Below are 18,262 nucleotides of genomic sequence, written 5' to 3' on the forward strand. Positions count from 1 at the left end.
CTATCCGAACGCATTCGACCGAAAACAGGCGGACCACGCGAATTTTCGACGAGTGGGGGCGTCGTGGTTTCGCCACCTCGAACCGCAGAAGTTCGCAGAGATGGACTGCTTCCCTGCTGACAGCGCTCCGGCTCCCTCCTCGCTCCGAGTCAGGTCACACGGATTGCGGACGCTGAATCTCACGTTCGGACCCGCGCGAGGATTCGACCAGCAGCGACACGACGACCAGGATGAATCCACAGGTGAGGTAGGTATCGGCAAGATTGAAGGTGGGCCACCAGCCGGTGTGGAAGTAGTCGGTGACCTTCCCGTCGAGGGCTCGGTCGACCACGTTGGAGGCAGCTCCGGCGACAATCAGAGCGAAACCGATCACAGCCACCCCACGACTTTGCGGGACACTCCGCCAGGCGTATACGGCGATTCCCATGGTGGCGAGAGCGGTAAAGGCGATGATGACGGCACTCGGCAGCTGATTACCCAGACTGAAGGCGACACCACTGTTGTATGCCAGCCTCAAACTGACGACGCCCAGATCCATCTCGTTGACCCCGGACAGGTGCTTCCGCGCAACGGGCTCAATCGTCAGGGCGACGACGACCGAAATCAGCGCCGTCGTAGCGAAGAGAATTCGTCTCTTGTGATGGGCGGATTTGTCGTTCGTGGTCACCTCGTTGGTACTCACCACGGAAGCTCCTGGCAACGCCCGTCACCCGCGGCGGGTTCTACCTGCAGGGTCGCGTGAACGAGATTGAACTGGGTGGCCAACAGATCCTGGGCAGCAGCGAGAACCTTGGTCGGATCGGACTCCTCGTCGATCGTCAGATGCGCCGACGCAACTTCCATGCCCGATGTGAGCGTCCAGATGTGAAGGTCGTGGGCGTCCTTGACCCCGGGGATCCCCTGCAAGGCTTGCGTCACCTCGGTGATGCTCACGCCGGCGGGGGCGTGCTGGAGCAGGATCCGCAGGGCATGGCGGCCGAGATTGTAGGCACGCGGTAGGACGAACAAGCCGATCGCAACACCGATCACCGGATCCGCGTACCGCCATCCGAAGATCAGTGTGACCAATCCGCTGATCAGGACTCCAACGGACCCGAGCATGTCAGCCATGACCTCGAGATAGGCGCCCCGGACGTTGATGCTTTCCTTCGCCCCGCTGCGAAGGAGCAAGAATGCCGCGATGTTCATCACGAGGCCGACGACAGCGACAATGCTCACCGGGAGTCCAGGGACCTCAGGCGGATCGGAAAGTCGACCGAGAGCTTCGTAGAGAACCCATCCGGCGACACCGAACAGGAGTAGGGCATTGAACAAGGCAGCGAACACCTCCGCCCGGTACATACCGAACGTGCGATCCGGGCGCGATCGCGCTCTTTGCGCAAGCAAGATAGCGGTCAATGCCATGAGGATGCCGAACACATCGGTGAAGACGTGTGCGGAGTCGGAGAGCAGGGCGAGCGATGACGTGGACAACCCCACGATGACTTGCGTGACGAACGTGACCAGACCGAGCCCGACGGCTATCCATAATTTGCGGACATGTTTACCCGATGCACTCGCAGCTTGTTCCGCAACGCCGTGCCCATGGCCGTGACCCATCTCGATATGCCCTTCTCGCCTATGACTGGAGCGTCGTATTCTCATATGCGCATATTTGCCAACGAGAGAGTTTCAGTAAACCCTGGCTGAAGCACCCATGCAACTATCCGTCATAGTATTTTGGTCCGGAGCGCCGATCGCGCGGGCGAGATCCACAATGCTGAGAGGTCCACCCGCAAATGATCGAAACCGAACCGTCCGGCGCCGATACCCTCGTCGTCGGACGACCCATACGGAAAGTATTGGGATGGGGTGTCATAGCTGCAATCACTGCGGCGGCATTGGCGCGCGCATCAACTTCCGAGGCGCTGCGATTGCTCGGACTTCCAGATCCGGGGCCCTTGACGATTTACGGACTCCCGGCGGTGATGGCGTTCGGCGAGGTTGCCGCCGTGATGACCGTAGGCAGTCTACTTTTGGCTGCCGTTCTCGTTCCGCCTCAAGCCTCAGGTGTACTCGATGTCGACGGATATCTGGCGCTACGAACCGCAAGCGTCGCCGCCGCTATCTGGGCGGTATGCGCGGCGCTGCTCGTTCCACTCACCCTCTCGGACAGTTCAGGCCAACCTCTCTCCGTCGTGTTCGCCGATCCAGGGCTGTTCGCTCGCGCGATTTCGGACATCGATGTCACAACTGCATGGGCATGGACCGCAGGGCTCGCACTCGTGCTCGCGATTGCGTGTCGTCTGACCCTGCGATATTCGTGGACACCGTTACTTCTCGCATTCGCTTTGTTCAGCCTGCTCCCCAGGGCATTGTCGGGTCACTCCTCTTCGGGTGGATCCCACGACATCGCCACGAACAGTTTGGTTCTGCATATCCTCGCGGCGTCGATTTGGATGGGAGGAATAGCGGCTCTCGTGTTGCATGCCCGCAGAAAGGGGAGCTATCTCGACTTCGCCGCGCGCCGCTTCTCGGCCGTGGCACTCATGGCGTTCGTCGTCATAGCGATCAGCGGTGTGGTCAACGCTGCCGTGCGGGTGCCGCTCACCGCGGTGTGGAGTAGCACCTACGGTGTCTTGATTCTTGCCAAAGTCGCCGCCTTGGTCCTCACCGGACTGGCAGGTTGGCGCCAACGGAAAATCGCGATCGCCGAACTGACGAAGGATCCTAGCGACGGTCGCACCTTCATTCGTCTGGCAGTGGTGGAGTCGGTGGTTCTCGCAGTAACCGTCGGTATCGCCGTCGCCCTGGGCCGCACGCCGCCCCCGGCGCCCACGGAGCGACAGGATCCGAGCAGAGTCGAGGAGGTGCTCGGGTATGCGCTCGATGGCGTACCGACTGCGGGCCGCTTGCTCGTCGACTGGCGATTCGATCTCATTTTCGGAACTCTCGCCGTGGTGTTGGCTGCGTGCTACGTCGTCGGCGTTTTTCGCCTCCGACAGCAGGGCGTGCAGTGGTCGACGTTCCGATCGGTCAGCTGGGCTCTGGGGTGCCTGGTGTTGCTTGTCGCAACATCATCGGGAGTGGGTAGGTATGCACCTGCAGTGATGAGTATGCATATGGCGGCAACGTCCGCCGTGGCGGTCCTTGCTCCACTCTGTCTGGTCCTGGGCGCCCCGTTCACGCTGTTCAGGCTCTCCGTTCGGCGATCGTCCGGAGATGCGCCGGGGCTGAGGGAATGGGCGCAAAGCGTGTACAGAGGCTCCTGGTTCCGATTCATGTCCCAGCCCTATGTGATTGCTGTGATTTTCGCCGGAGCCCTGCCTCTCCTTTACCTGGGAGGGATGTACAGCGCTGTCGCCGGCTCGCACGTCCCCCACCTGGTGATCAACGGAATCCTGCTGATCTGCGGTTTCATGTTCTTCTGGGTCATGGTCGGCGTCGATCCCTTGCCGAGACGAGCGAGCGCCGCGATCAGGACGGCCCTGCTCCTTGCGGCGTTCTTGGCCTACGGGGGCCTCGCAGCAGCACTGATCACCACTGACGCGGTGATTGCCGATCAGTACTTCACATCGTTGCAGCGCGGCTGGCTCGACGACCTCGCACGAGATCAACGGTTCGGTGCCGGACTGATACTCGCGATCGGAGCAATACCCCTGGCAATCGCGACAGGGCTTCTCCTCAACGCGTGCTGCTCGCCGAGATGTCATCGCGCGGCAGATGAGTAGGAGAAGGTGCATTTGCAGCGGGGCGTCTCGTCGAGATTCTGAATTTTGTCAACGCTCGCCCAAAAACTATGCGAAATAGTAGTACGCTGTCTGGGACCGTCACCATTCTGTGACCTTCCGCGACGCAAGGAATGCGATCTTGGCCCGACACCGCAAGCCCGACACCGACGATCTCGACTGCCCACTTCGGGAAAGTAGCTTTTTCGACACGCCACGCAGCGATCGCGACCTGCCAGTCGACACGATGTACATCTCCACCGCATCTGCAGTCGACCGTGAATCCGTCGCTGCAAGCGTTCAGGCGCGACGCGGCGGCGCTCATCGCCGACAGTCCCGCAATCGTCCTGGTGGACGGGCTTTGGTTCTCTCTGTCGCCACCGGCGCTTTGCTTGCCGCCGGCACATCCGCCTCACATGCATCGACAGGGAGCGTCAGTGTTCCCGTCGAGCTCGACCAGCAACCGTTGGCACCTCTCGAGCAGGCGCTGGCATCGGCTCCGGAAATTCTCCAGGTTCCCAAACTGGCCGAGCTGGGGAGGCTGGCCGAACAGTTGGCTCGAGGCACCGAACGCGACACCGATCGCGCTTCGAGAGAGGCAGCTGCACGCCAACCGCTGACGATGGCTCCTGTCAGCGGAACATTGACGTCGAACTACGGACCGCGTTGGGGGTCGACTCATTACGGGTTGGACATTGCCAATGAGATCGGTACACCTATCGTGTCCGTCACCGACGGCACGGTACTCGAGTCCGGACCTGCGTCCGGTTTCGGACTGTGGGTCCGTATCCTGCAGGATGACGGGACAATCGGGGTCTTCGGACACATCAACGAGACTCTGGTAACCGCGGGTCAAAAGGTGCGTGCCGGAGAATTGATTGCGACGGTAGGAAACAGGGGACAATCAACAGGGCCACATCTGCATTACGAGGTGTGGCAGGCAGACGGCCAGAAGGTCGATCCCATGGCATGGTTGGACGCGCGTGGGGTACAGATCCAGCCTCCGGCCGTCAGTGACTGACGCAATCGACGATTTCCGAAGGGGGAAGGAAGATGAAGAGACTCGGCGGGCTCGAATCCGAAGTGATGGATCTCCTGTGGGATGCAGAAGAGCCGCAGTCTGTGCGGGATCTGGTCGACCGCTTCGAGGGCGGCGCCCCGAAGGCATACACCACGATCTTGACCGTCGTGACGCACCTTCACGAAAAAGGGTGGGTGCAGAGGGAAAAACGAAGCCGCGCATACATCTATTCGCCATCGCGTAGCCGCGATGAAGCGACCTCACTGGCCATGCGCGAATTACTCGACAACAGCAATGACTCTGTTTCAGCGCTTCTGCACTTCGCGCAAAACGTCTCCGATGACGAATACGAGGCACTGCGGCGAGCACTGGATCACGGCAAGGTTCGGTAGATGACTCTCGCCGCAGTCCTCCTTCTCGGGGCCGTGCTCATCGGAGCGTTCATGCCCAAGGTTTTGCGGCGTTTCGAATCGACCACTCTGGCTCCTGCAGCGATTCTCGCGGCATGGATCGGCAGCATCGTGGGTCTGGGATTCCTTGCCGTATCGGCAGTAGTGATCCTTCTGTGGCCGAGCCATGCACCAGCGGAAGGGCTCTCCGAGGCCCTTGTGCGATGCTTCACTGCCTTCCAACACGCGATGGCCCCCTGGATCGGGGAAGCGCTCGCTGTCGGCGGAGTTGCGGTTACCGCGCTCATCGCCGTTCGCAGCTTGTTCTTGGCTCATCGGCAACATAAGGGCCGAGCCAAGGTCCGCGACTACCACCGTGATGTCGTATCGATCATCGCCCGCGCAGATCCGGCATCGGATGACGTTCTCTGGCTTGATCATCCGATGCCGATGGCCTACAGCGTCGCTGGACGGCCGGGATTCGTCGTAGCGACCAAAGGTCTCTCCGATTGCTTGACTGCATCCGAGCGTGAAGCGGTGATCGCCCACGAGCGGGCACACTTGCGAGGTCACCATCACCGAATCATCAATGTGTGTGAAGTCTTCGCGAAGGCGCTGCCGGTGATCCCGCTGTTCAAAGCGGCTCCCGCTGCGGTGCGGCGGCTGGTCGAGCTCGCTGCCGATGATCGGGCCGCACAGGCCACCAGCCCCGATGCCGTCAGGTCGGCGTTGCGCGTGGTGGCGACGTCGCCGCTACCTCAGCCGGTGTGGACTCTCGGGCTCGGTGACGACGAGATCTCGGTGCGCTTGGTCAGGCTGCAGACGGATTCCCGGATTCGCGGCACCAAACTGGTCTGCATCTCTGCTGCGATGCTCCCGATGATCGTTCCCGTCATCGCCGCGTTGACCACCATGGTCGTCTTCTCTGCGTCCGCTCATGCCCTCGTGACCTGACGGCAGTCGGAAAGGGTGGCCGAGGCGCCACCCGGACCCAAAAACTATGCAACGTAGTATTTGGGTTATGCTTCTGTCGCACACTCTATTTGCGTCTCGACAGGAAGCGGGCTGACTATGACCGCAATTGCATCACCCCCGATCCCCGCCCGGCCGTACCCCGCGCGACGGGCGCCGAAGGGATCGGTGCTGCGGAACCTTGTGACGACGACCGATCACAAGACGCTCGGCTTGATGTATTTGGTGACTTCGTTCGCGTTCTTCCTCATCGGCGGGCTCATGGCGCTGATCATGCGCAGCGAACTGGCGATTCCGGGCATGCAATTCCTGTCGAACGAGCAGTACAACCAACTCTTCACCATGCACGGCACGATCATGCTGCTGCTGTACGCGACGCCGGTGGTGTTCGGATTCGCCAATTTCGTTCTCCCCCTGCAGATCGGTGCGCCGGATGTCGCCTTCCCGCGACTGAACGCGTTCAGCTACTGGCTCTACCTTTTCGGTGCTCTCATCGCTACGGGCGGGTTCGTCACTCCCGGAGGTGCCGCAGATTTCGGCTGGACGGCCTACACGCCTCTGAGTTCGGCAGTCAGCTCACCTGGGGTCGGTGCGGATCTGTGGATTGTGGGGCTTCTCGTCTCCGGTCTCGGCACGATTCTCGGCGCGGTCAACATGATCACCACCATTGTCTGCTTACGCGCTCCCGGTATGACGATGTTCCGCATGCCGATCTTCACGTGGAACATCTTCATCACCTCTGTCTTGATTCTGTTGGCCTTCCCGCTGTTGACCGCCGCACTCTTCGCACTGCTTTACGACCGTCGCCTCGGTGGCAACATCTTCGACCCCGCGAATGGCGGAGTCCTGCTGTGGCAGCACCTGTTCTGGTTCTTCGGCCACCCCGAGGTCTACATCATCGCGCTGCCCTTCTTCGGTATCGTCTCGGAGATATTTCCGGTCTTCAGCCGCAAACCGATCTTCGGCTACAGCGGCCTGGTCTACGCGACGCTCGGTATCGCGGCGCTGTCGATCGCAGTGTGGGCGCATCACATGTACGCGACGGGCGCGGTTCTCCTGCCGTACTTCTCGTTCATGACGTTCCTGATCGCCGTGCCGACGGGTGTGAAGATCTTCAACTGGATCGGCACGATGTGGAAGGGACACCTGACGTTCGAGTCACCGATGCTGTTCTCTCTCGGATTCTTGATCACCTTCCTCTTCGGTGGTCTGTCCGGTGTGCTGCTGGCGAGCCCTCCGCTGGATTTTCAGGTCACGGATACTTACTTCGTGGTCGCCCACTTCCACTACGTGGTTTTCGGTACGGTCGTGTTCGCGACGTACGCCGGTATCTACTTCTGGTTCCCGAAGATGACCGGTCGCATGATGGACGAGCGCCTTGGCAAGTGGCACTTTTGGACCACGTTCGTCGGCTTTCACATGACGTTCCTCGTTCAGCACTGGCTCGGTGCCGAGGGTATGCCGCGTCGTTACGCCGACTACCTACCCGCGGACGGGTTCACCACACTCAATACAGTCTCGACCATCGGTTCCTTCATTCTCGGAGCCTCCACTCTCCCGTTCATCTGGAACGTCTTCAAGAGCTACCGATTCGGCGAAGTGGTCACTGTCGACGATCCGTGGGGCTACGGAAACTCGCTGGAGTGGGCAACGACCTGCCCGCCGCCGCGTCACAACTTCACCGAGTTGCCGCGCATCCGCAGCGAGCGTCCGGCCTTCGAGTTGCATTACCCGCACATGGTTGCTCGGATGCGAGCAGAAGCACACGTCGGGGCCGGTCACCGGCCGGAGACGAGTTCATCAGAATCGGAGAAGGTACTTACCGCATCCACGTCCGATGATGACGAGAAGAATTAGCTCGGCGGCCATACCGATGGGAAAGTCAATGTCAACACGAACAATGCCGGTGGTCATCGTCCCGGCAACAGATACCGCTGCCGCCCTACTCACGGACTGGTTGATTCGAGACGTACTGCCGACCGCTCTCGACGGCGGCGTGGCGAACCATGCTGGTGCCCGGTTGCGGACTTTGCCACCGGTATCTCGTCGCCACATCCGGCACCCCCGCAAACTTCGGGTTCACACCCGTCGAGTCAGCGAAGTAATCGCCGCAATCGAGAATCATCTCCAGACCGGAGCGGATTTCGTTGACGCAGAGCGGACCTTCATGCGTTCCACCACTGTCCTTCCAGACCCCGTGCTGAACGCCGCGGCCAGTATCAGTGGCGCAGTGATGGATATCGGGAGTTCCGCGGCGGCATTGGCGAATCGTGCCCTCCTTCTCGTTCCGACGACAATCGAGTCGTCGGAAGCGGCGCTCTCGACGCAATCGAGGGTAACCGAATCCTATTACGCCCTCCTTGCGCGGCTGTGGCACAGAGATTTTCACGCGAGTATCGTGATTCCGCAGACCGAACCCTGAGCGCTCCTCGCTTCGGTGTGCTGTCACGAGGGGGGCACACCGAAGCGAGATTATTCGCGCTCTCGACGCCGATTCTCAGTCGTACGGCGTGGAGACCAACGAGCAATCAGGCGGCAAGGCAAAGAGAGTCGCTACTTCTTCGGAGGAATCGCTCTCTTTGCCGCAAGCGCAGCCCTCCGGATCTGGCTGGTCAGTTTTCCACCGGTCTTGGCTTCGGCAGACGCGGCGGTTTTGTCGATCGCGTTTTCGATCTTGTCTGCGTTCTTCGAGGCAGCCTCCTTGCCCTTGTCGACTAGCGCTTTCGCTGCACCCATGAATTTCATATTCGTCTCCTTCTCCTGGCCTCATCGCCCTCTACTCGGGAGGGTTGCGGATCTAAAAACTAAGATCCATAGTAGTTGAGTTGAAGGTTGACTGATCGTGCAACAGTTGGCCGAGTGCGACGGCGTTGGCAGATTTTCGTGGGACTCGTCAGACCAGTGTCGACCAGTAGTCCCAGAATGCGCTGAGAATCATGCTCGCGACGGACACGATCCAGATAGTAAGCACGAGAGTGTGTTTCTCGGTGCCGACGGTCACGATTCGCGAGGAGGTCGACGCGCTACGAGCACCTAGATGCAAAATGGCATACCAGAGGGCTGTCATCGTCACCACCCACACGACCATGCAGTATGGGCACAGTGCCTGGATTCTGTACAGGCTTTGGAAAATCAGCCAGTGAACCAGCACCGCTCCGGTGAGCAAGCCGATGACGATACAGCGCCAATACCACTGAGGTAGTGCCTTTGCGGCGGTGAGGGTCACGATTCCCGTGGTCAGTAGGACGGTGAACCCGACTATACCGAGGATCGAATTCGGGAAACCGAAGATCGAGGCTTGTGGAGAACTCATCACCGATCCACAACTGAGGACGGGGTTGATGCTGCAGGACGGGCGATATGAGGGATCCGCGAGAAGCTGAAACTTCTCGATAGTCAGTATCAGAGACGCCGCCAAGCCGAGAGCGCCTGCTGCAGTGAGAAGAGATATTGTCAAGACCTGTGGATGAGGGTGTTTCAGGCGACCTCCGTTTCGCTTGATTCGTCGGGCTCAGCGGGTGAGATGTCGATGGGTCGTTCGAGCAGCTTGCCTTTGTGGAACACCGCGCCGGCACGGACCAGCGCGACCAGATGGGGGGCGTTGACCGCCCGCCAGCGGGCTTGTGCGGCGTCGATCAGCTTGTAGGCCATGGCAATCCCCGCTGCGCGTGACCCAGGGCCCTTGGTGACCTTGGTTCGCAACCGCACGGTCGCAAACGTCGATTCGATCGGATTCGTAGTGCGCAAGTGGATCCAGTGCTCGGCCGGGTACCGGTAGAACTCCAGGAGCACGTCGGCGTCGTCGACGATCTTGGCGACCGCCTTGGGGTACTTCGCGCCGTAATCTACCTCGAAGGCCTTGATCGCGACCTGGGCCTTGTCGATGTCCTCGGCGTTGTAGATTTCCCGCATCGCCGCGGTCGCACCTGGATGAGCCGACTTGGGCAGCGCAGCAAGCACATTGGCCTGCTTGTGAAACCAGCAGCGCTGTTCACGGGTATCCGGAAACACCTCCCGCAGTGCCTTCCAGAACCCCAGCGCCCCATCACCGACGGCCAGCACCGGGGCGGTCATCCCGCGGCGTCGGCATGAGCGCAGCAGATCAGCCCACGACTCTGTGGACTCCCGGAACCCATCGGTGAGCGCGACGAGCTCCTTGCGGCCGTCGGCGCGGACGCCGATCATCACGAGCAAGCACAGCTTCTCCTGCTCCAGGCGGACCTTGAGATGGATGCCGTCGACCCATAGGTACACGAAATCGGTGCCCGAGAGATCCCGGTCGGCGAAGGCCTTCGCCTCGTCCTGCCATTGCGCGGTCAGCCGGGTGATCGTCGAGGCCGACAGCCCGGCACCAGTGCCGAGGAACTGCTCCAACGCCGCACCGAAGTCGCCGCTGGACAGCCCGTGCAGGTACAGCAGCGGCAACACCTCGGTCATCTGCGGGGACTTGCGTGACCACGCCGGCAGGATCGCCGAGGAAAACCGTTGCCGTTCACCGGTCTCGGCGTCGACACGGCGGTCGTTGACCCGCGGTGCGGTCACCGTCACCGCCCCCGCCGCGGTGAGCACGTCACGCTCGTGGTGATAGCCGTTGCGGACCACCAGCCGCCGGCCGTGCTCATCGAGATGCTCGGCGAACTGCTCGATGTATGCGGCGACTTCGGCGGCCAACGCCGCCGCGAGCATCTGCCGGGCACCGTCGCGAACGATCTCGTCAAGCAACGACCGACCAACACCGCTGTCGTCGTTGGAGGATTGCTGATCCTGAACTACCGTGAGCATGGGCGTACCTTCCCGAACCAGCGCGCCAACGCCGGTCCTGATCAGAGCTGATGGAATTTCAGATCATTCCCGGGAAGGTGCGCCCACTCACGCCGCCTCGCCGAGAACCATCCACAGGTTCTGATCATTGCTCAGTGAGAATCCATCCGACGACATAGGGGGAGCACACTTTCGGGGCCGAGTCGACAGTCGGAGGTATACCAGTGTCGACGTGGGCACCGCGTGCTCCCGTTGATGTCATTGGGCCAGCGCTGCGTCGATGCGAGCGGTGAGATCGTCATATGTCGGCATGGACGGCAACTGGACGCCGTTGAGGAACAGCGTCGGTGTGCCCTGCACGCCCAGGTCGATACCTTCGTTGAAGTCCCCTTCGACACGCTCTGCGACTGCGGGATCATTCATATCTGCTTCGAAGGTCGCCATGTCGAGTCCCAGATCCTGGGCGAACGTACGGAAGAGGGCTACTTGAGATTCGGACGACTCGCCCCACTGGGTCTGCGTGTCGTACATTCGCTGGTACATCTCCACGAACTTCCCTTGCCTGGACGACGCTTCGACGACTCGCGCCGCGAGTCGACTGTTCGTGTGACTGGGAATGGGGAAGTACCGTACACCGAACGTGATGCGGTCAGCGTACTCAGCACGTATCCGCTCCATCGTCGGATACATCGCCAGGCATGCCTCGCACTCGAAGTCGAGGAATTCGACCAGAACGACATCGTTGTCCGGCGCAGAGGAAAGTAGATGCGTGTCGTCGCGAAGAACCGATGCGTCCGAAGCGCTGGCGCTGTTTGTCTCCCTCCCGCTGCGGTTGCCGAGCAACAGCGCGCCGAGGACGACAGCGAAGACAGCTATCAGGGCTATCGAGAATTTCGCGTTGGTGGTCAACTTCATGGATCCGCCTACCTGGTCGGTGTTCGTCGATGCGTGCAACCTTCCGGCCACCACACAGCCCTGAATACTATGCAACATAGTAGTCGGAGGTATTGTCTCAGCGAAGTGCGGTGTGCATCGATCGCCGGACTCCGCACCTCGATGGTGTGAGCCGAGTAGGAGGAACAGATTTTGAGGCGTGCAATGGTTGTGCTGCTGGTGGCTGCGGGGTGTGCGCTCATAAGCGCAGGCACCGCGCAAGCACACAGTGCACTGGTCGGATCGACTCCATCCGCCGACGCAGTTCTCGACACTGCGCCGAGTTCGGTGGAATTGGTTTTCAATCAGGAGATTCAGACGAGTTTCGCGAACGTGACCGTCAGTGCGGCCGACGGGACGCAGGTCGGAGCCGGGGAGCCGTCGGTGCAGGGAGAGCGCGTTTCTCTCGTGACGACCGGTCAGATGTCGTCTGGCACTTACACCGTTGGTTACCGGGTGATCTCTGAGGACGGACACCCGATCACGGGGTCGTACTCCTTCACCTTGAACGCGGCGAAGAACAATGCGGCGCCGCTTCCCGGAGGTGCAACACCTCCGGCAACTGTTGCGCCGTCGGCGGCGACCGCCGATGCCGACTCCGACGACGGATCCCCACTGTTGTTGCCGATTCTCGGTGGCGCAGTGGCAATCCTGTTCGTGATCGGGATGGTCATCGTTCTCCGCGGAGACAAGCGCTCGAAGCGCTGAGATGTTACAACACAGTACGAGCGGGGAGGGACCACGTAGGTGATGGACTGGATACGTTTACCCGAGGCCGTGCCTTCGTTCGGAGCAATGGTGGGGTGGGCGCCGCAGCCGCTCCCGGTCCTACCACTGATCGGAGTCCTACTGGCAGCGTGGTATGGCTGGGGTGTCTACCGGGTGACGTCTTCCGGTCGGGTGTGGCCGTGGACGAGGACGGCCAGCTTCCTCTTCGGCTGTATATTGCTGATCCTGGTCACGGGGCTCGCCGTCGAGGGCTACGGGTACGAACTCTTCAGTATCTGGATGTTCCAGCATTTGACCTTGTCGATGGCGATTCCACCACTGCTCGTTCTCGGCAGCCCAGGTCTTCTCCTGCTGCGCTCCACCCCTCACACAGGGTGGGGAATTCCGATCCTCAAGCTGGCATTGACGGCACTCAGAAGCCGGACGGCGAAGATTCTGCTACACCCCGGCGTCACGATTCCACTGTTCCTGTTCAGCTACTACGGCATCTACCTCTCGCCGGTATTCGACCTGGTGGCGTCGTCCTGGGTCGGTCACACAGGCCTGGAGCTCTTCTTCCTGGCCACTGGAGTGTTGTTCATCGTTCCGGTGCTCTCATCTGGGCCGTTGCCCGTCAAGCAAAGCAACCTGGGTCGATGTTTCGACCTCTTCGTCGAAATGCCTCTCCATGTTTTCATCGGCGTGATCCTGATGATGGCAACCTCGCCACTCCTGAGTACCTTCACCAATCCGCCGGCGTCCTGGAACGTCGATCTGATGGCCGATCAACAAATGGCGGGGGCTTTGGCATGGTCGTACGGAGAACCCGTCGCGTTGATCATCATGGTGGTTTTCGCGATGAGGTGGAATCGCGACGAGACCCGCACCAACGCCGCCGTCGACAAAAAGGCCGCCAGGGACGGTGACGTCGACCTCGAGGCCTACAACGAATTCCTCAAAACCCTTCCCCGTCGATGACTGCTCTCGGCATCTCGATGATCGGGTTCGGCGGATGCGACGGTGTGTGAGATGAGTGGTCAGTTCATCGGGATCGGTTGGGCACCTCTCACTGCGAGCAGTTCTCGCAATGCGGTCGATTCGGCCTGCTGTGTAGCGGCGATCTGTCGAGCAAGATTTGTCACGACGGGGAGATCGGCATTGTCAGCGGCGTATTGGGCCATCGGAATTCCCCCTTGATGGTGGCGCAACAGTAATTGCAAATAGCGAATCTCAAATGCCGGTCCGGTCAGGGTGCGTAGTTCCGCGAGTTCGGCGGGAGAAGCCATTCCCGGCATCGCGACTGATTCAGTTACGCCGGAATCACTTTGTCCGGTGCTCATGCCGGGCATCGAGTGATTCATCGCCGAGGAAGTTGAGGGCATCCACTCCATATACTCGCCCGTGCTCCGGGCGGGTCGATCCCAGATGGACAGCCACCCCTGCATCATTCCTATCTGACTTTGCTGAGTAGTGACGACGTCGTACGCGAGCGTACGGATAGCGGGGTCGGCAGTGTTCACCAATGCGAGGGACGACATCTCGACCGCTTGCCCGTGGTGAACCGACATGTCCTGCGCGAAGCCGACCTCCACTGCGCCGACGGCTGGGACCCCCTGCGAGGTGTTCTCGATCCGCCCCTTTGCCCACAGGCCGATGATGATTCCGATCAACAGAGCGATGACAATACCGACCACCAACACTGCGGCCGGCGTGGCATGGCGTTTGCCCGATGAATCGGATACCGACTCGGATTGAATCGATACCGCCTCGTGTTCAACCATTTTCGCGACTCCTCGTGATCGCCGGCGCAGGTGGGGTCGTTGCTGCGGGAAGACCAGTGGCTGACTGCTCCGACGCTGCGGGAATCGCGTCAGGGCCTGGCGGAGATGCGTCGAAGGGGAAAGGAGCGTTCGGGTCGAATCCTCCCGGGACCGTTGCACAGCTGGCACCGGCCTCTGGATGGGTGTTCGGGTTCTGTTTGAGGGCGGTGATGAATTTTGCGATACGGGGGTCGTCGACGCTGTCGACTTTGAGTTGGTGCCCCCACGACTGAATCGAAACGGGGGAATCGATGCCAGGGAACGGTGACATCAGGGAATACGGCTTACCGTTGACTTGGGAGGTAAGGGCGTCGACGTCGGACGGATTCAACGAGTCGGGGTTGTAGGCAATCCAGACCGCACCGTGCTCGAGTGAATGCACCGCATTCTCAGTGCGTATCGGCTCCGGGTAGACGATGCCTGTGCATGTCGCCCAGTACTGATCGTGCGCTCCTCCCAAGGGGGGAGTTTGATCGTATGCAACGCGCTGAGGCGCTTGAATATGATTGCCGGCCGCGTATTCGATTTCGGTTACCCCTTCGATGGACAGCGAGGGGTCCGGGTTGTCCGCGCTCGGAGCGTATTTTTGTGCTTCGGTCCTCTCGATGGCCTTGGGCACCATGTTGTAGGCGATGACCGAGACCAGGCCGGCGATAATCAGGACTGCGATCGATATCGACCACGGAAAACTTCGGCCACCGGGCACCCCACCGCCGCGGGGGCGGGGTGTGTTCTTCTTGCGGTTCTTCGACATTGGTGGACTCGTTCCCTTGCGCGCTGGCACCGACACTGAATTACTATCAATCATAGTAATTCATGGTTTCGTTCTTCTGCCGAGACAGAAGCGGTACGCGCCCCCGAAGAGAGATGCGGCAGCGAGAGAAAGGACGATCACCGCCAGGGCGATCTCGGGAACCGCGCCCAGACGTGTTGCCGGTGTGAGATCGGAACGCAGGGCGATCTCGTCGGTCAATGCCTGTGCTGTGAAGATCTCGCTCTGTTGGCGTACCTCTCCCGTCGGCGTGATGATCGCACTGACACCGCTGGTCGCGGCGATCAACACAGTGCGACCGTGCTCGACTGCCCGCACCCGCGACATGGCCAATTGCTGAAAGGTCATCTCCGTCCGGCCGAAGGTCGCATTGTTGGTGGGAACCGCGATGACGGTGGCTCCCGCCTGGACCGACTCGGTCACCAGATCGTCGAAGGCCACCTCGTAACACGTGGCAACAGCTACCTGAACTCCGTTGAGGTCGACGACACCGTTCCCATTCCCGGCAACGAAATTGCCCGCAGAATCGGCGTACGACGACACTGCACGAATGATCGGTCGGAGCGGCAGGTACTCCCCGAACGGCACGAGTTGTCGTTTGATGTGTTGCTGGCCAGGGCCATCCGTGGGATCCCACACCATGACACTGTTGATCGATGTGCTCGCTTCACCTACGAGAACCGTACCGACCAGGATCGGGGCGCCGATAGAACGGGCTGCTCGGTCCAGTCGCTCTGCCGCATCCCGATTCGTCAAAGGATCTATATCCGAAGCGTTTTCGGGCCAGATGACAAGTCGTGGCCGGGCTGCTCGGCCCGCTGTGACCTCAGCTGCGAGTTGTTCGGTGCGGGCAACATGATTATCGAGCACCGCTCGGCGTTGGGCGTTGAAATCGAGGCCGAGTCGCGGCACGTTGCCCTGAACGACGGTCGCAGTGACGACCTCGTCAGGGGCGGCACCGGGAGAACTTGTCACCAATGCACTCACAAAGATGAGGACGATGCAAGCGCCACCTTTCGCCAATGCTTGCCATCGAACACGGGAGGGTCCGGCCAGTGACCAGGCGATGAGTGTTCCGATCAGTGCAGTCACGAAGGAAAGACCTGGCGCCCCTGCGATCGAAGCCAACGGCAGCAGCGGGCCGTCTGCCTGCCCGAAGGCCAAACGCCCCCACGGGAAACCGCCGAACGGAATTCGGCTACGAAGTGCTTCGGCGGTGACCCATGCACCCGCAATCCACACCGGGGAAAGGGGAGCGTGGCCGACGGCCACTGCCAGTACGCCGAACACGCCGAACGCGAGCGCTTCAATCGCCGCCAACGCCAACCAAGGCGTTGCACCCACGTACGCTCCGACCCATGGCAGCAAGGGAACGAAGAATCCCAGTCCCGCGGCATAGCCGAATCCGAAACCCGCACGGAGACTGCGACCCTGGAGAACGGCGGTCAGCAGGGCGATGGCGACAGGGGCGAGAAACCACAGCGTGCGCGGCGGAAAGCTGAGAAACAGCAGCCACCCAGCGCCCACCGAAAGCGCGAGACGCAAAGCGTTCCCACCGTGGTGCCGTTTGGGGCGACCACTCTTCAGGCATGCATCTAATTCACTGTCGGCAGTGATCGCACGGTCGACCGAAAGGACCCTCACAGGCCCGCTCTCGTAGAAGGAGAACTGCGCTGGTCAGTCAACAATTTCTCACAGAGATCGTCGAATTCGCCGCCCCAGCCGGCATGATCGGTCCGCGCGAGTCCACCGAGTTCGAGATCAGCCTGCTCCGGTCCCGTCCCCGGGCGTAGGCGGATCCACACTCGCCGCCTCCTGATCACGAGCGAGGTCAGAAGTCCGAGCATCATCGTGATCGCAAAGACGAGAACCCACTGTTGCGCAGGGTCGTACGACACCTGTAGATTGGCGAATTCCTTGGCGCCGTCGATCCGAACCTGTGTTCCATCGGTGAGAGTCCGCGTCTCTCCAGGGCGGAGGTTCACACGATCTTGTTTGACCAGCCTTCCTTGGTTGATCATTTCCTTGTTCAACGAGAAGATCGATTGCGGGATGCCGGTGTCCAGACCCGTATCGCCCTTGTAGATGTCGATCGCGACCGCAGGGTCACGCGCGTCGGGAAACGACGAAGTCAGGAGCGTCCCGCTGAAGGCCGCGGTCGGCGCGAAGAGTCCCTCGATGGCGATCTGATTCTTCCGGCGCTCGTCCGGATTCGGAAACGATCCACCTGGCGGATCGAACCGCAACGCCCCACTGCTCAGGAACGTGACCGCATCGTCCGGTTGAAACTGCATCGTCTCGGTACGGGACTGGCCGTCAGGAAAAGTGACGGTGAACTGCGGCGCGTACCCGTGGCCGGTCAGATAGACGCGGGCGCCATCGGTACGCAACGGTTCGTTGACTCGAAGACGATAGTCTTTCCAGGTATTGGTCGCGATGTCCTGCCCGCTCTGGTACGAAATGTTGGAGGTGAACATTTCGGCCTGACCAGTATCGAGATAGTCCGCGGAAAAATCGTTGACCTTGATGCAGAACGGTGCGAGACCAGTTCCGTCAGTTGCATTTCCGGATCGAAACGAGTCGTACACGGCAGGTGACGTATTACAGAAACCGGGGCCGCCGTCGGCAATGACGATCACCGAACCCTCGTACCCCACCAACTTGCCGATCGCGACGGTGACGAGCAACCCGATCAGCGAGAAGTGGAACACCAGATTCCCGGCCTCACGCAGATACCCCTTTTCCGCGGAAACCGATACCTCGGAATCCTTTTCGGACCTGACGGCTACCCGCCAGCCCTTGAGCGACTGCCGCACTCTGGTGAGGGCCTCGTCATGCGAGATGTCAACTACGCCGTGGAAATGGTGCGGCAACCTGGACAGATTCCGAGGTGCTCGTACAGGTTGGCTCCGAAGCGCGCCGAGATGCGCCTGCAGGCGTGGAACAAGACAGCCGATGAGAGAGAGAAACAGCAGGACGTAGATCGCAGTGAACCAGAAGCTGGAAAAGACGTCGAACAACTCCAGCTTGTCGAACAGCGGGCCGAGGGTTGGCTGCGCCGCGATGTACTGGGAAACTTTCTGCACGTTGAGATTTCGCTGAGGCAACATAGCGCCGGGAAGTGCTGCGAGCGCCAGGAGGAACAGGAGCACGAGCGCGGTACTCATCGACGTCAACCT

At 60.8% G+C, this 18,262-nt stretch carries 18 protein-coding genes; 8 read left to right on the forward strand and 10 right to left on the reverse strand.

The genetic code is table 11. The features are described 5' to 3' along the window. Positions 1-154: 154 nt before the first annotated feature. Together lspA and M0639_RS33105 are read right to left on the reverse strand one after the other, a co-directional pair. A complete protein-coding gene (lspA, locus tag M0639_RS33100; RefSeq protein ID WP_047270588.1) occupies positions 155-682 on the reverse strand; it encodes a signal peptidase II in 528 nt (175 codons plus the stop codon). After that, the gene (locus M0639_RS33105) at positions 679-1,599 is read right to left on the reverse strand and encodes a cation diffusion facilitator family transporter (RefSeq protein WP_003944635.1); all 921 of its coding nucleotides are present in this window, start codon (positions 1,597-1,599) and stop codon (positions 679-681) included. The genes lspA and M0639_RS33105 overlap by 4 nt, the downstream gene beginning before the upstream one ends. 179 nt (positions 1,600-1,778) lie before the next feature. Here M0639_RS33105 and M0639_RS33110 point away from each other — a divergent pair, with 179 nt between their 5' ends. The 6 genes from M0639_RS33110 (at position 1,779) to M0639_RS33135 (ending at position 8,511) form a co-directional block, all read left to right on the forward strand. After that, positions 1,779-3,710, forward strand: coding sequence for a bifunctional copper resistance protein CopD/cytochrome c oxidase assembly protein (locus M0639_RS33110; RefSeq protein ID WP_047270589.1), 1,932 nt, complete (start codon positions 1,779-1,781; stop codon positions 3,708-3,710). Between the two features lie 139 nt (positions 3,711-3,849). Then, positions 3,850-4,728 carry a M23 family metallopeptidase gene (locus tag M0639_RS33115; protein ID WP_230691701.1) on the forward strand — a complete coding sequence of 293 codons (879 nt, stop codon included), beginning with the start codon at positions 3,850-3,852 and terminating at the stop codon, positions 4,726-4,728. A gap of 32 nt (positions 4,729-4,760) precedes the next feature. After that, positions 4,761-5,120 carry a BlaI/MecI/CopY family transcriptional regulator gene (locus tag M0639_RS33120; RefSeq protein WP_003944627.1) on the forward strand — a complete coding sequence of 120 codons (360 nt, stop codon included), beginning with the start codon at positions 4,761-4,763 and terminating at the stop codon, positions 5,118-5,120. Next, positions 5,121-6,071, forward strand: a complete 951-nt coding sequence (locus M0639_RS33125; RefSeq protein WP_047270591.1) for a M56 family metallopeptidase — start codon at positions 5,121-5,123, stop codon at positions 6,069-6,071. A 117-nt stretch (positions 6,072-6,188) separates the two neighbouring features. Then, positions 6,189-7,946, forward strand: a complete 1,758-nt coding sequence (ctaD, locus tag M0639_RS33130) for an aa3-type cytochrome oxidase subunit I (RefSeq protein ID WP_047270592.1) — start codon at positions 6,189-6,191, stop codon at positions 7,944-7,946. Between the two features lie 28 nt (positions 7,947-7,974). Next, positions 7,975-8,511, forward strand: a complete 537-nt coding sequence (locus tag M0639_RS33135) for a hypothetical protein (RefSeq protein WP_223304456.1) — start codon at positions 7,975-7,977, stop codon at positions 8,509-8,511. 131 nt (positions 8,512-8,642) lie between these two features. Here the strand turns inward: M0639_RS33135 and M0639_RS33140 are convergent, their stop codons facing one another. The 4 genes from M0639_RS33140 to M0639_RS33155 form a co-directional block, all read right to left on the reverse strand. Further along, on the reverse strand, positions 8,643-8,834 hold the full coding sequence (locus tag M0639_RS33140) for an antitoxin (RefSeq protein WP_047270593.1): 192 nt from the start codon (positions 8,832-8,834) through the stop codon (positions 8,643-8,645). Positions 8,835-8,982: 148 nt separating this feature from the next. Further along, positions 8,983-9,546, reverse strand: a complete 564-nt coding sequence (locus M0639_RS33145; RefSeq protein ID WP_248671239.1) for a vitamin K epoxide reductase family protein — start codon at positions 9,544-9,546, stop codon at positions 8,983-8,985. Between the two features lie 20 nt (positions 9,547-9,566). Continuing rightward, positions 9,567-10,871, reverse strand: a complete 1,305-nt coding sequence (locus M0639_RS33150; RefSeq protein WP_042927240.1) for an IS256-like element ISRer3 family transposase — start codon at positions 10,869-10,871, stop codon at positions 9,567-9,569. Positions 10,872-11,108: 237 nt separating this feature from the next. Further along, positions 11,109-11,765: a DsbA family protein gene (locus M0639_RS33155; protein WP_047270652.1), complete on the reverse strand. Its 657-nt coding sequence runs from the start codon at positions 11,763-11,765 to the stop codon at positions 11,109-11,111. A gap of 183 nt (positions 11,766-11,948) precedes the next feature. On the opposite strand from M0639_RS33155, the gene M0639_RS33160 reads away from it, so the two are divergent. After that, on the forward strand, positions 11,949-12,491 hold the full coding sequence (locus M0639_RS33160) for a copper resistance CopC family protein (protein ID WP_223304457.1): 543 nt from the start codon (positions 11,949-11,951) through the stop codon (positions 12,489-12,491). 42 nt (positions 12,492-12,533) lie between these two features. After that, a complete protein-coding gene (locus M0639_RS33165; protein ID WP_054827426.1) occupies positions 12,534-13,469 on the forward strand; it encodes a cytochrome c oxidase assembly protein in 936 nt (311 codons plus the stop codon). Between the two features lie 59 nt (positions 13,470-13,528). Here the strand turns inward: M0639_RS33165 and M0639_RS33170 are convergent, their stop codons facing one another. The 4 genes from M0639_RS33170 to resB all read right to left on the reverse strand — a co-directional run bounded on the left by M0639_RS33170 (position 13,529) and on the right by resB (position 18,250). Then, positions 13,529-14,272 (reverse strand): DUF305 domain-containing protein, encoded by a 744-nt coding sequence (locus M0639_RS33170; protein ID WP_047270597.1) that lies wholly within the window; start codon positions 14,270-14,272, stop codon positions 13,529-13,531. After that, positions 14,265-15,065 (reverse strand): thioredoxin-like domain-containing protein, encoded by an 801-nt coding sequence (locus M0639_RS33175; RefSeq protein WP_047270598.1) that lies wholly within the window; start codon positions 15,063-15,065, stop codon positions 14,265-14,267. The genes M0639_RS33170 and M0639_RS33175 overlap by 8 nt, the downstream gene beginning before the upstream one ends. A 60-nt stretch (positions 15,066-15,125) precedes the next feature. Beyond that, entirely contained in the window at positions 15,126-16,628 is a 1,503-nt protein-coding gene (lnt, locus tag M0639_RS33180) for an apolipoprotein N-acyltransferase (protein ID WP_428481020.1), read from the reverse strand. A gap of 95 nt (positions 16,629-16,723) precedes the next feature. Beyond that, positions 16,724-18,250 (reverse strand): cytochrome c biogenesis protein ResB, encoded by a 1,527-nt coding sequence (gene resB, locus M0639_RS33185; protein WP_231914967.1) that lies wholly within the window; start codon positions 18,248-18,250, stop codon positions 16,724-16,726. Positions 18,251-18,262 lie beyond the last annotated feature (12 nt).

Origin of the sequence: Rhodococcus qingshengii JCM 15477 (assembly GCF_023221595.1) — a bacterium.
Taxonomy (GTDB): domain Bacteria; phylum Actinomycetota; class Actinomycetes; order Mycobacteriales; family Mycobacteriaceae; genus Rhodococcus_F; species Rhodococcus_F qingshengii.